The sequence below is a fragment of the Pseudidiomarina salinarum genome (genome assembly GCF_000753715.1).
Taxonomy (GTDB): Bacteria; Pseudomonadota; Gammaproteobacteria; order Enterobacterales; family Alteromonadaceae; genus Pseudidiomarina; species Pseudidiomarina salinarum.
Genome location: NZ_JPER01000005.1, coordinates 1 through 13201 on the forward strand (window position 1 = coordinate 1; position 13201 = coordinate 13201).

Below are 13201 nucleotides of genomic sequence, written 5' to 3' on the forward strand. Positions count from 1 at the left end.
GCTGACAGGGGCTTTTTTTATGCCTGTAGATTATTCGAAGTCGGGACAGAACTTAGCTTTAAGTAACTGCATAAAAGCCATAGTGTCCTGATCGTTAATCGAGTAGTAGATGCTTTGGGCTTCTTTACGAAAGGTCACCAGGCCCTGCTGCCGTAACACAGCCAGATGCTGGGAAAAGGCTGATGGACTTAGCGGAAAATAATGGTTTAATTCTCCGACACTTTTCTCACCGGCAGCAAGATGGCAAAGAATCTGCAGGCGGTGTTCATTTGCCAGCGAGCGCAAAAATGCCGCAGCATCGCGCGCTTCCTGTTGTTGCATATCGGAAACAGACAAAGTATCCATTCGACAAACCTCAATAATGCTTATTTGGCTAGTTCCCGTTCGGTTTTAAGGCCGAAGACCTTCCGCATAACCATGGATGCCGGGCAAAAGCCAGTAAATGACTGTTGAAATAAATTGGCGCCTACAAAAACCGTTAACCACATAAAACCCGGGTGAACCCAGACGCTCAGGGCTACCGATAATAGCACCATTATGCCTGCAAAGGCAGTTAATGCACGCTCTACACTCATACTCAACACTCCTGATTAAGATAAATTAAAATGCGTATCTGACCCGCAGATACAAATTATTGTTGTCGTTAAACTGCTTAAAAAAGGTCTGTTGCTGCTCCCCGAAAAACAGATTCAGGCCACCGGCGATATACCAGTGATCATTCAGACGGTAATCCACAGTCGGGCGTAGATAGCCATCATTCGCCGTTGGAGAATAGAAGGTAAAAAATGACAGTGTCAGATCGCTCGCTTCGTTCTGCCAGGTCAGACGGGACGTCACTACCAGCCGATTTTGATCAGGCTCATCCTGGCCAGCTGGCAAATTGTCCAGTAACGCGCTGTAATCGCTAAGGTGTTCCAGGTAGGCCTGAAAACCGCCGGTAAAGCGCGTCATCAGCTCCTGCTCATAGCCAACCAAGAAGCGCCACTGGCTATTGGGCACCAATGGCTGCCCCCCGTGGGGGTCATCAGTACTGCGATGGTAGGCCGTTTCCAGGTTGATTATCCCGGCCGCGAACGGGCGGCGCATGGAAGCGCCCACAACCTGCAATCCGCTAAAGGTTGGCACCAGTTGCTCAGTTAATGCTTCAGGGCTCTTAAAATAGCCGTCATAACCGTAGAGTGCCCACTCGGTGCCTCTTACTGTCTTAAACAAGCGGATAGCGATTTCATCGCCAGACGGCTTATCGACAGTGGTCATCTGCTCCGGACCAACAAGTTCTCCGGCCAACGGGTTAAAGAACGACAATCGTTCGCCGGAAATAAAGCGGTCAGAATCAAATTCCGGGGTCCAGACCAGATCAACATTGAACCAGTCAAAGTAAGCTGATGTTTTCAGCGCATCGGATGGTGCCTTTAGATACTCGTCATCGCGACCAGCAAAAAATGACTGCCAGTCTTTCGGAAACAAGTCATTAAGAAACAGATAGTCGCCGGTACCCCACGTCAGGATCTGACGGCCGGCCTTGATGTCCAGATTGTCGAGCAAACTGAACTGGGCATTGAGCTCCCGGGTGCGACCCTTCCATCCTCCGGCGACATCGTCGTAAGCCAGATCGCCTTTGGCGGTATAAGTTACGCCCTGCCAGGTGTAGTCGCTACCTAACCGTAAGCGCAGTTCGGCAAGACTCAGGCGCTGATGATAAGGGCTTGAGCTTAGCCGGCTGCCCATAGCGGCTTCAACAAAGCCGTATACCGGCACGCCGGTTGGCTCTTCGATTCCCCAGTCATCACCCCAGTCGCCGTCCAAGGTATTGTCCTGGGCTGCGACCGTTGCCGGGAATTGTAGCAACAGCAAAGCGCCGATGATAAGTAGTAGTCGCATATCAGTCTCTCAGTTCCAGCCATTCGGTCGGCGGATTACGCATGCTTCGTTCGCTGAATATGCTGTCCGGCAAATCCAGGTTGTAGCTGGTGAAGCGGAACTGCATTTCCGTCTGCCCACCGCTGACAAGATCCTTCACCCGCGAATGGGTGACCGTCGGATAGCCTTGTATTTCCTCAATGGTAACGGCTTCAACCTCGCGGTAAGCCTCTCCTTTAGCGTTATAGAAGCGACTTTTAAGTGGCAGCATGGTGTTCTTGTCGATCCGTACCTCATAGTGACTGAATTCGACACTGGCCGGATCCAGTGGTGTCGCTTTCAATACATAATGCGCATCGGTTTCGCTGATAAGTTCAAAGTCATCAAGTGAGGTGCCGCGTCCCGACACATCTTCGTAGAAAAAGTGCGAGCCGACAAATGAGGTACGTTTATCTCCGGCCGAAATACGTTTGATCAGATCCAGGCCTGGCAGGTATAGCCATCGATCGTCTTCACGTTCGATATTCTTGGCGACCCGGAACACGGTATCGCGCACGTCAGCTGGTCTGGAAAAAAATACCAGCATGTCCTGCCGGCCGCCGTCACTGTGATCCTTGCGTAAGATAATAAACTGGCGCAACTGCGTACGTCCCTGCGCATCGGTAATCATCATGCGAGCTGCGCTGCGGCCATCGTCGCCGGCATAATAGGCGGCGATTTCGGCTTGTTTGGCGATCGCATGGGGATCGGTTATCTCCTGCGCCTGCGCCCGGTCGAACGGCAGCACCGAAGTTACAGCAAGTAATGAAAGAAGCGTCAAAATTCTCATAGTTAATTCTCCGTTTTGAAGATTAGCCGCCGTGCCAACGTCATAACGGCAGGCAGCATGATCAGGGTAACCAGGGCAGATATCGCCATAATACTGGCAAGGAATACGCCCACAGTGATGTAGGGCACCAGCGGTGCGAATAGCAACGGCGTAAAACCGACGGCGATGACTATGGCATTGCGGGATATCGCCCGGGCCGGCTCATCAAACAAAATCGACAAGGTCGACTGCCAGTCCTTCGTTTCTGCCTGGGTGGCGCGGGCCCGCTCAATAAAGTGAATAGCAAAATCAACTGACAAACCTAATGTCAGTGACGACAATACCGCGATCGGCATATCGTAATCTTTGCCGATCCAACCGATCAGGCCATAGATAAAGCTGATGGTTAAAGTCAGCGGAAGCATGGCAAGCACACCGAACACCAGCGAGCGAAACAGCACCACCATCATCACGAATACCACCACAAAAGCGCTGATCAGGCTGGCCAGCATGCCTTCGACCATGGCTTCCTGCCACACCACGTTGAGGTATGCTTTACCGGCCCAGTTCAGTTCAAGCCCCGCGGGTAGCGGGTGCGTATCAAGGTAGGTATCAACCGCCGCGGTGACTGCCGTCATGTGCTGGTTATCGCCGCTGGTCAGTTGCAGCCAGATGAGCGACTGCTGATAGTCTGGCGTAACAAAGTGCCATAAGTCCTGCGGGCGATGGGACGACTGATATTGCATCAGCACCTGTGCCACACCCTGAGCGCTGGCTGGGATAGCGTAATCTTCTGGCGCGCCGCTGCCCAGCTCGCGGTTTACGGTTTTGACCACATCAGCAAGGCTGTTGGATTTACCGACCAGACCGGTAGTCAGCAGATAGTCCTGCAAGCCGTCCATGTACGCGAGGATCGCCGGTGAAGTAAAAGTTTTACTGTTGCTGCCAAGTTGCTCAGCGCTTTGCATCAGCTCACTGAGAGCCTCTGCTTCAGCACCCTTCACTTCATAGAGCTTATCCTCAAGGTTCCAGATGAACTCGCCGGCTGCCATATCGCCCAGCAGAGCATCCCGTTGCTCAGCCAGCCAGTTCCGGGTCTTAGTTGTTAATGCTGCATTTGAAAGTTGCTTATCCATTGCATTCACCAGCAACTGCTGAGAGTCAGCTTTGGATTGCAGCACCAGGTAAGCATCGTAGGTTCCGGCAAAATGCTTATTCAGAACCTTATCGGCAACACGAATTTCATGGCCCTCTTTGAACCAGCGGATAGGATTATCGTTAATATTTATCTGCTGGATACCCACCACGGATATAGCGGATATCGCGATAAAGGCAGCGACCCAGAATTTGGCATAGCGACCAGACCGTTTTCCCAGACCCTGAATAGTTCGCGCAAACCGACCGCCTTGAGCCGCTTCAACTTTACTGAGCCTGGCCAGGGTTGCCGGTTTCAGTGCACTGATATAAGCAGGTACGAAGATAACGGTGATGACAAATGCGAGTAAGATCCCGAAGCCGACAAAGGCGCCGAAGATCTGCACCGGAGGAATGGGTGTCAGTAAGAGGGACAGGAAACCGACAGCCGAGGTTACCGAAGTAAATAACATCGGTTGAAACAGATGGCGCATGACGTCAGCCAAGGTGTTCTTCACATCATCACCTGGTTTATGCCGATCAGCAAACTCGGAGAGGATATGCACTGAATCGACGACGGCGATGGGCATCAAAAAGATAGCAATCATGGAAGACATGATATGTACGGTGAAGCCAAGCCCAATCAGCAGACCCATAGTAATCACTACGGTTGCCATGGCAACGATCATGGCGGCAAGGATAAAAGGGACGTTCCGGAAGAACATGTAGAGCAAAATGAAAATCACCAGTCCGGCCAGCGGCGCGGAGATCCCCATCTGCACGAACATTTCGTAGCCGAACTGGTCTTCGGCCACCGGTAGGCCGGTGATATGCCAGTCATCAGCAGAGTCCAGACTATTGATATGGCCTCGGATCTGTTCAGCCAGACGATAGCTTTCATTTTTGTCTTTGATGGGAACATAAATAGCCGCCGCCTGATCACTGTCGGCAACTATGGTGTTATACAACAGGGGCAAGTCAGCGACCTGGTCGCGGATTGCAAGTGCTTCGCTGACCGTCTCCGGCGGTGTCTTCATCATCCATTCAAAACGGATAGTACCTGGCTCTGCCTGGCTGATATTGTCCACATCAGCAAGTGACATGAGGTCTGCCGCAATCACGCCGTCAAGGCCGGCGCTGAAGCGTGCCACTGAGTGCAATGCGGTAAGGGTGGCGGGATCATAGATTGAGTTTTCACTCACCACGCCAACCACAATCATATCGTGCATGGAGAAGGTTTCTTTCGCCTGATTATGAAAGGCTCGCTGCGGATGATCGACCGGCAGCATATTCTCTGGATCGGTATCAATGGTGATACGGGGCAGCTGGCTGGCCAACGCCAGGGTGAGGGCAGCCAACGCCCAGAACACCCAGCGTCGGTGCCTGGTTGATAGTGTCAGTAGCAGATTAACCATATGAACCTCATTACCGCGATCAATTCGCGATCATCTAATTTAGCAATATGCGAAATAATAAGGTATCGAAAAAGTCCTGTCCATCATTATTTCGTGTTTGTCTAAACAAAGGTATTGCTTGGTCAAAACCACTATTCGTTGGGCAGTTTCACCTACTAAACAAAAGCGCTGAGGCCCATGGCACTTTAAAATCAATAAAAATCATAACGTTATTGAAGTATTATGCGTCTGGCACGCTTCTTGAATGATCTCTGTCAGATTTATACAAACGGGTTATCTTCTGGAGTAAAACAATGCGATCAAAATCAAGTTCAAATTTCTGGTGGATTGTCGCTGCAATCGCCCTGCTGTTTATTTTTGGTGACGAAATCCTGGGTCTGATTGCTGGGGTATTTGCCATGCTGCTGGCTATCGGTATCACCGGCATTGTGGTTATTGCGGTGGTTGCTGGTGCCTTTGCGCTGGTACTGATGATTGGTGGGAGCGTCGCCCTGGCGATGATGGCCGCGGTCTTCGCCCTGGCGGTAGTGCTGTTCAGCTGGCTGTGGCCGTTCCTGTTATTGGCGGCAATTATCTACCTGATGGTGCGCAAACGCCCAAAAGCTGTGTAAACTGTCACTACGATGATTTTTACAAGGGCTGAGTACCATGCGAAACGGGGTAATCAGTCTGCTGCTTTCGTTGCTGATTGTTGGCAGCGTTCAGGCAGCAGATGTTGAAGTAAGTAATGCTTGGGTGAAAGAGACAATTCCCGGTACCGAGAACGGTGCGGGATATTTTACCCTGACGAATCAGAGTAACGAACCAGCGCTACTGATCGGCGCCTCGACCGACGCCGCCCGCGCGGTAGAAGTGCATCAGCATGTACTGGTTGAAGGTATGATGCGTATGCGGCGGGTGCCGGAGTTGGTGATCGGTTCGGGACAGACGATAGTATTCCAGCCGGGCGGCTATCATCTGATGGTGTTTGGTGTAAAATCGCCATTTATCGTCGGTGGACAGGTAGAATTCACCTTACACTTCGCCGATGGTGAACAGAAGACCATTCAAGCTGATATTCGGGCCATTAATTAAAAAAGGAAGCCTACTTATGAAACCGGCGCTCACACTCGTTCTGGCAAGCGCATTAGCAATGCCTGCAGCCGCAAGCGCTGATACTATCCTCGGCATCTATGCTGGCGGGCAGTATTGGAATACGGACAATTCAGGCAGTTTTGGTACCGCAGACCGGCAGCAATCTTTTGCTTTTGACGATGAGCAGCAAAGCAGCTTCTATATCGCGCTCGAGCACCCGATTCCGCTTATCCCCAATATTAAAATTCGTCAGAACAGCCTGGATGTATATGGTGATATTAGCCTGGCTCAGGACTTCAGTTTTGGTGGCGCGACCTTTCCGGCTGGCACCTCCGTAAATAGTATGGTCGACCTGTCGCATACCGACTACACCTTCTATTATGAAATTTTCGATAATGATCTGGTGTCTGTTGATCTGGGCCTGACAGCAAAACGCGTCGACGGGGTACTGGCGGTTCGCGACGGCGCTAGTTCAGGCAACATGTCCAGTGATGGTTGGATCCCTACTGCTTATGGCCATGTGCGGATCGGCATTCCGGCCACAGATCTGACGGTTTATGGTATGGCGAACGCTGTCAGCGTTGATGACAGCGCTATTCGTGATATTGAAGCGGGAATTGAATACCGGTTAATCGAAAATCTGGCGGTGGATTTAAATCTGCAGTTGGGTTACCGGGATATCACCATCGAGCTGGATGATCTCGATGGTGTTTATTCTGACCTGAGCTTTAAAGGCCCTTATTTAGGCCTCGAGATACACTTCTAAGCGTCTTGCTCAGTAATAAGGCGTAACCGTGGCGGCTGTCAGCTGATAGCCGACCACGGCGACTTCGCCTTCAGCCCGCTCCACATGCATAGTCCCTTCAACCCATACGGCATCGAAGGTATCTTCATATTTCACGCCTTCCGGAAACTTCACCAGAATAATCTGATTCGGTGGCGGCGGTGGCACGTGTACGCAGGCGCCGAAATAAGGCACCAGCAAAAACTCAGTGACGCGCTCAGAATCACCCTCCAGCTGCACCACATAACCCGGTATCTTCACTTTTTTGCCATCCAGGCTTTCGACTACTGGGGCATCAAGCTCAGGTTGGTTGGCCAGCTCAGGGTTTGCCTCATAAAAGGCCTGACTGCGCACTGGTGGCGGCTTATAACCTTCAGGAACCAACTCTTTCCAGGTGGTATTCACATACTCTTCGGCGCTTAGCGGTGCGCTGAAGGCGAGCAAAGATGCAATAACAAGGGTACTGAATAACTTCATAATTTTACCGAAAGTCCATCCGCCAGGGCGTTGCGATAAGCGCGCCAGGCCGGAAATAAACTGAGAAGACCAGCAGCAATTAAAATAGCTGCCATAAGATACCATTCGTTTAATGTGATCGCGGTGGCACTCAGGGTAATACCAATGGTGTCCTGAATCGCGGTGCCGCCAAGCACAATAATTAAATAAAGCAGGCCAACGCCGATGGCGACGCCGAAGAAGGTTAATAACAGTGCTTCACTGATTAACAGACCAAAAATAGTGCCAGGGCCAGCCCCTACTGAACGTAAGACCGCCATTTCACGACGGCGTTCACGCAAGCTCGCCAATAGGGTGGTCAGCATGCCGAGCAGGCCGGTAGCCACGACCAACACGGAAATAGCCAGCAGTGCCTGTTCAAACAGCCGCAAGGTTTTCCAGAATTCCTGTAAGGCCATACCCGGCATAATTGCGGTCAGCGGTTCACCCTTATAGGTGTTGATTTGCCGCTGTAAGCGCAGCGCCAGGGGTTTACTCTCAAGGCCAAGCAATACAGCGCTCAGGGTATAAACCGGCGGTTCGTCCGCGGCGTCATGATCATGCTCATGGTCGGGACGCTCGTCAGCGCGGATGTATTCACCGTGCACCAGCCCCAGGCCTGCCAGCGGAATATAAACGGCTACATCGGTTGGCGTGCCCGTACGTGCCAGCACGCCGCTTACCCGGAACGGGTGGGCATCATGATCACTGAAACTGGTGCCGCCACTGCCATGTGAAACAACCAGCTCATCGCCGCTGTTCAGGCCCAGCTTAGCAGCTACCTCCGCGCCGAGCACAGCATGGGTTTCGTCAGCGAAAGCTTGGCCACTGAGGAACCGCAACGGTTGTTTATCACCGTAACGAAAATGGTCAAAGAAGTCCGTGGTCGTCGCGACCACCGGAAAACCGCGGACGCTGTCGCCCAGTGCCATCGGAATGTGCCAGGCCACGCCGGGCAATTGCTGCAGTTCGGTATAAGATTCCCAGCTCAGGGTATTATTCAGCGCGCCAATATGGAAAACGCTGCTTAGTAGCAACTGGGTGGAGCCAGTACGCGGGCCCACGATCAGATCCGTGCCGGAAATGGTATTGGCGAAATTATCCTTGGTTTGTTCGCGCACGCGTTCAACGCCAAGCAGCAACACCACACTGATGGAAATCGCCAGTACCGTCAGCCAGGCGCTGGTACGGCGATTCCATAAGCTGGCCAGGGCGAGTTTAATCATGTACCGCCTCCCGTGGCCTGATTCAGCCGGGTTAACTCAATGGTGCGCGGGAAATGGCGATCCAGAGTTGCGTCATGACTGACAAACAGCAACGTCGTATTTTGCTGTTCACACTCTGCAAAGAGCAGCTTCACGAACTCGTCGCGATGGGCTTCATCAAGGGCAGAAGTAGGTTCATCGGCAATAATCAGAGCCGGTGAGCCGAGCAGCGCGCGCGCTGCCGCAACCCGCTGCTGTTGACCTACGCTAAGCTGATGGGCTGGCTGCTGCTGATGCGAGCGACTCAGGCCCAGGTGATCCAGCAGTTGTCCGGTGGCAGCTTCGCGGGTCGTATGTTGCTGTTGCAGGCGCATCCGGCGGGCCGGCGCGAACTGACAGGAAAGCATCACGTTGTCCCGGGCCGATAAATACGGAAGCAAATTGAACTGCTGGAAAATATAGCCGATTTCATTCGCTCGCAGGCGATCCCGGGCAGACTGGTTTAATTGGCCAAGATCCTTACCAAGAACCTCGAGCTGGCCAGGTGCCGGGGCATGAATGCCGGCGATGAGGCTCAGCAAGGTGGATTTGCCACTGCCACTGGGCCCTCTTAACAATACCCGTTCGCCCTGGTCGATCGAGAGTTCCGGAATACTGAGCAGGGGAGTCCGGGCTCCAGGCCAACTGAAGCTTAAATTGTTCAGCGTGATACAGGAGCCCATACTATTTTACTTACTTGGTCTGTGCGCGTTCGAACGACGACACAATTTCAGCTTTGGCGTCAGCGATGTCGCCCCAGCCTTCAACTTTTACCCATTTGCCTTTCTCGAGCTCTTTATAGCGCTCGAAGAAATGCGTGATCTGCGCTTTCAGTAGCTCTGGCAGGTCGCCGATATCTTTGATGTGGTCATATTCTTTCGTCAACTTGCTGATCGGAACCGCGATAACTTTGGCATCTTCGCCTTTCTCGTCAGACATTTTCAGCACGCCAATCGGGCGACAGGTAATGACCGAACCAGCTTGCAGCGGGTAGGGTGTCGGAACTAAAACGTCAACCGGATCGCCATCCAGCGACAAGGTGTCGTTAACATAACCGTAGTTGCACGGGTAGAACATTGGCGTTGACATAAAACGGTCAACCCACAGGGCGCCGGTGTCTTTATCAACTTCATATTTGATTGGATCCGCGTTGGCCGGGATCTCAATGATTACGTTTACTTCTTCTGGCAGATTTTTGCCGGCACCAACGTTATTTAAGCTCATGGCTAGTCCTATTAATGTCTGATATTAAAAACTGTGTCGTATTATACGTTTCGCTTGGTTGATTGCGAACCCTCTAAATACCCTAAACAGGTTGAAACTTCGTCAGCAGAGCCAAGAATTACACCGACGCGCTGATGAATGTCGGTGGGTTCGATATCCAGAATACGTTGTTCGCCGCTATGCGCCATCCCGCCAGCCTGTTCAACCAGCCAGGCCATCGGGTTACCCTCATACATCAGGCGCAGTTTGTAGGGTTTGTTGGGCTTACGGGCGTCCCAGGGATACGCAAAAAGTCCGCCCCGGCATAATACCCGGTGTACATCAGCGACCATGGCAGCGATCCAGCGCATATTAAAGTTGCGACCGCGCGGGCCTTCAGTACCCAATAGCAAATCATCAATATAATCCCGCATGGCTGGTTGCCAGTGACGGTGGTTCGACATATTAATAGCAAACTCTGAGGTTTGTCGGGGAATCTGTACATCGGTATCGGTCAGCAGAAACTCACCGACTTTCTGGTCCAGGGTAAATACCCGGACGCCACGGCCGGTGGTAAAAACCAGCATGGTAGACGGACCATAAAGTACGTAGCCCGCTGCCGTCTGTTGGGTCCCTGGCTGCAGAAACATGTCCGGCTTGCCGCTATTACTTTCAGGGGTTGGTAATACCGAAAAAATGGTGCCAACCAGGCTATTAATATCGATATTTGAACTACCGTCCAGCGGGTCAAAGGCAACCAGATACTTGCCATCTTCAAAACCTGAAACGATGCCTTCCTCTTCTTCTGAGGCAACGGCGCGAATGTGCTTACATTCCAGCAGAATATCTTTTAACAGCTGGTTTGCGAGTACATCCAGATGCTTCTGGGTTTCGCCCTGAATATTCTCGTCAAGCGTTGAACCGAGCACTCCGGCGAGTTCGCCCTGATGTACCCGGAACGAAATCTCTTTGGCACAGATTTGCAGGGTATTGATTACAGAAATCAGAGCTTCGTCGACCTGGTCGCGGCGTAAGGTCGGAATTAGGCGTTGCATGAAGTCCTCGCGCAATTAAGGTAGTTCGGTGAACAGTTAGGTTGAACGGGCGTAAGTTTACCGCAATTTTAGCCAAAATGCCTGCCTGGGATCTCGCCCTTAAGTAGCTGCATGCTACACTAAGCCAATTTTTCGTATTGAGACAGCTTCATGCACATTCATATCCTTGGCATATGCGGTACGTTTATGGGCGGTATAGCGGCGCTGGCCAAAGCGCTCGGCCATCAGGTGACCGGCAGTGATGCGCAGGTTTATCCGCCGATGAGTGATCAGTTGCGTGCGCTTGGCATTGATCTTATCGAAGGTTATGACGCCGCTCAGCTTGAGCCCCGGCCAGATCTTGTGATCATTGGTAATGCTATGAGTCGCGGTAATCCGGCTGTTGAAGCAGTACTGAATAAGCGCATCCCCTACTGCTCGGGCGCGCAGTGGCTTCATGATGCGGTATTGCAGCATAAATGGGTGCTGGCCGTGGCCGGAACCCATGGTAAAACCACTACGTCCAGCATGCTGACCTGGCTGCTGGACTATGCCGGACTAAAGCCCGGCTTTCTGGTTGGTGGCGTGTTGGCTAACTTTGCCGCCTCAGCGCGACTGGGTGAGAGCGATTTCTTTGTTATCGAGGCCGACGAATACGACACCGCGTTCTTTGATAAGCGCTCCAAATTTGTACATTACTGCCCCTCGACTTTGATAATCAACAATCTTGAGTTCGATCATGCAGACATCTTCAGCGATCTTGCTGCTATTCAGCGGCAATTTCACCATTTAGTGCGGGTGGTTCCCGGTTATGGCCGCGTGCTTTACCCGCCCGCTGATGCCGCGGTTACTGAAGTACTGCAGCAGGGTTGTTGGAGCGAGCAAATGGCCGTGGGTACTAATGGCGAGTGGCAAGCGGAACTGGCGCAGCCCGATGGCAGCGTGTTCCGTGTTCTACACCAGGGGCAACTGGTTGGTGAAGTCAGTTGGTCACTGATCGGGCAGCATAATGTCGATAACGCGCTGATGGCAATTGCCGCGGCCCACCATGTTGGCGTATCCGGCGCGGTGAGCTGTGCCGCGTTGGGCGAATTTAAAAACACCCGCCGGCGGTTGGAATTACGCGGCGAAGCCAGAGGAATCCGGGTTTATGATGATTTTGCGCATCATCCAACCGCCATCGACACCACTCTGAAGGGGCTGCGCGCCAAGGTGGGTGACGCGCGCATTATCGCCGTGCTTGAGCCACGTTCCAATACCATGAAGCTGGGCGTTCACGCGCAGCAACTGCAGGCATCCCTGTCCGCCGCCGACCAGATTATTATGCTGAAGCCGCCTGGGTTACAATGGTCCGTTGCGGAGGTCGTACCAAGGGCTCAAACTGATGATACGGTCGAGCAGATTCTGCAACGGCTGGGTGAACTTGTGCAGCCCGGCGACCATATACTCATTATGAGCAACGGCGGATTTGCTAATATTCATCAACGTCTGCTAACCCAATTGCAGGGATAAATCATATGACGGTTAACGCAAGTAAAGCGATCACGCTGGCAATTACCGGCGCCTCGGGAGCCCCATATGCGCTGCGTTTGTTAGAGCTGCTGCTGGCGCAACGGCAGCAGGTGCACGTACTCATCTCCAGCGCCGCGCGGGTGGTATTCGCGACCGAGCTCAACTGGCAGTTACCGGCCGCACCGCAGGCCATGGGCGATGCCTTACGCGAGCGCTTTAACGTAACCGCTGAACAACTTCAGGTGTATGGCAAAGAGCAGTGGTTTTCGCCGGTCGCCTCGGGTTCAGCCGCGCCAAAGCGCATGGTAGTATGCCCCTGTTCAACGGGTACCCTGGCAGCTATCGCTCAGGGTGCCAGTGATAATCTGATTGAGCGGGCGGCCGATGTCGTGCTGAAAGAGCGCGGCCAGCTAATTCTGGTGCCCCGGGAAATGCCGTTTTCAGCTATTCACCTGGAAAATATGCTGAAATTGTCGCGCCTGGGCGTAACCGTAATGCCGGCGGCGCCCGGATTTTATCATCAGCCACAAAGCATCGACGATCTGGTCGATTTCGTGGTGGCCCGTATACTGGACCATCTTGGCCTGGAACAAAAAATCCAGCCCAAGTGGGGTTATGGCGAGGAGTAGTCTGACACT

Annotated in this window: 15 protein-coding genes; 5 read left to right on the plus strand and 10 right to left on the minus strand. The window is 52.6% G+C overall.

The genetic code is table 11. From position 1 onward, the window contains the following. Nucleotides 1–30 precede the first annotated feature (30 nt). The 5 genes from IDSA_RS09200 to IDSA_RS09220 are packed head-to-tail and all read right to left on the minus strand — an operon-like array spanning nt 31 to nt 5217. A complete protein-coding gene (locus IDSA_RS09200; RefSeq protein ID WP_034776257.1) occupies nt 31–345 on the minus strand; it encodes an ArsR/SmtB family transcription factor in 315 nt (104 codons plus the stop codon). A 20-nt stretch (nt 346–365) separates the two neighbouring features. Further along, nucleotides 366–575, minus strand: coding sequence for a YgaP family membrane protein (locus IDSA_RS09205; RefSeq protein ID WP_034776258.1), 210 nt, complete (start codon nt 573–575; stop codon nt 366–368). 25 nt (nt 576–600) lie between these two features. Continuing rightward, nucleotides 601–1881, minus strand: a complete 1281-nt coding sequence (locus IDSA_RS09210) for a hypothetical protein (RefSeq protein WP_051986212.1) — start codon at nt 1879–1881, stop codon at nt 601–603. Between the two features lies 1 nt (nt 1882). Continuing rightward, nucleotides 1883–2689: an outer membrane lipoprotein-sorting protein gene (locus IDSA_RS09215; protein WP_034776259.1), complete on the minus strand. Its 807-nt coding sequence runs from the start codon at nt 2687–2689 to the stop codon at nt 1883–1885. A gap of 2 nt (nt 2690–2691) precedes the next feature. Further along, on the minus strand, nt 2692–5217 hold the full coding sequence (locus IDSA_RS09220; RefSeq protein ID WP_034776260.1) for an efflux RND transporter permease subunit: 2526 nt from the start codon (nt 5215–5217) through the stop codon (nt 2692–2694). 293 nt (nt 5218–5510) lie between these two features. Here IDSA_RS09220 and IDSA_RS09225 point away from each other — a divergent pair, with 293 nt between their 5' ends. From IDSA_RS09225 to IDSA_RS09235, 3 genes are read left to right on the plus strand one after another with little or no spacing between them, the layout of a single operon-like run. Further along, on the plus strand, nt 5511–5828 hold the full coding sequence (locus IDSA_RS09225) for a hypothetical protein (protein WP_034776262.1): 318 nt from the start codon (nt 5511–5513) through the stop codon (nt 5826–5828). 37 nt (nt 5829–5865) lie between these two features. Then, nucleotides 5866–6291: a copper chaperone PCu(A)C gene (locus IDSA_RS09230; protein WP_034776264.1), complete on the plus strand. Its 426-nt coding sequence runs from the start codon at nt 5866–5868 to the stop codon at nt 6289–6291. Nucleotides 6292–6307: 16 nt separating this feature from the next. Next, a complete protein-coding gene (locus IDSA_RS09235; protein WP_034776266.1) occupies nt 6308–7057 on the plus strand; it encodes a TIGR04219 family outer membrane beta-barrel protein in 750 nt (249 codons plus the stop codon). Nucleotides 7058–7066: 9 nt separating this feature from the next. Here IDSA_RS09235 and IDSA_RS09240 read toward each other — a convergent pair whose 3' ends face one another. Genes IDSA_RS09240 through IDSA_RS09260 form a run of 5 tightly spaced genes read right to left on the minus strand, consistent with a single transcriptional unit; the run spans nt 7067 to nt 11072 of the window. Further along, nucleotides 7067–7552 (minus strand): DUF3299 domain-containing protein, encoded by a 486-nt coding sequence (locus tag IDSA_RS09240; protein ID WP_198024062.1) that lies wholly within the window; start codon nt 7550–7552, stop codon nt 7067–7069. Then, nucleotides 7549–8796, minus strand: coding sequence for an ABC transporter permease (locus tag IDSA_RS09245; RefSeq protein ID WP_034776267.1), 1248 nt, complete (start codon nt 8794–8796; stop codon nt 7549–7551). The genes IDSA_RS09240 and IDSA_RS09245 overlap by 4 nt, the downstream gene beginning before the upstream one ends. Next, complete coding sequence (locus IDSA_RS09250; RefSeq protein ID WP_034776269.1) at nt 8793–9497, minus strand: ABC transporter ATP-binding protein; 705 nt, start codon at nt 9495–9497, stop codon at nt 8793–8795. Before IDSA_RS09250 ends, IDSA_RS09245 begins: the two co-directional genes overlap by 4 nt. Before the next feature lie 10 nt (nt 9498–9507). Next, entirely contained in the window at nt 9508–10038 is a 531-nt protein-coding gene (gene ppa / locus IDSA_RS09255) for an inorganic diphosphatase (protein WP_034776270.1), read from the minus strand. Nucleotides 10039–10079: 41 nt separating this feature from the next. Then, the gene (locus IDSA_RS09260) at nt 10080–11072 is read right to left on the minus strand and encodes a class 1 fructose-bisphosphatase (RefSeq protein WP_034776271.1); all 993 of its coding nucleotides are present in this window, start codon (nt 11070–11072) and stop codon (nt 10080–10082) included. Nucleotides 11073–11222: 150 nt separating this feature from the next. Between IDSA_RS09260 and mpl the strand changes: the two genes are divergently transcribed. Beyond that, complete coding sequence (mpl, locus tag IDSA_RS09265; RefSeq protein ID WP_034776272.1) at nt 11223–12563, plus strand: UDP-N-acetylmuramate:L-alanyl-gamma-D-glutamyl-meso-diaminopimelate ligase; 1341 nt, start codon at nt 11223–11225, stop codon at nt 12561–12563. Between the two features lie 5 nt (nt 12564–12568). Beyond that, the gene (locus IDSA_RS09270; protein ID WP_034776273.1) at nt 12569–13192 is read left to right on the plus strand and encodes a flavin prenyltransferase UbiX; all 624 of its coding nucleotides are present in this window, start codon (nt 12569–12571) and stop codon (nt 13190–13192) included. Nucleotides 13193–13201: the final 9 nt, after the last annotated feature.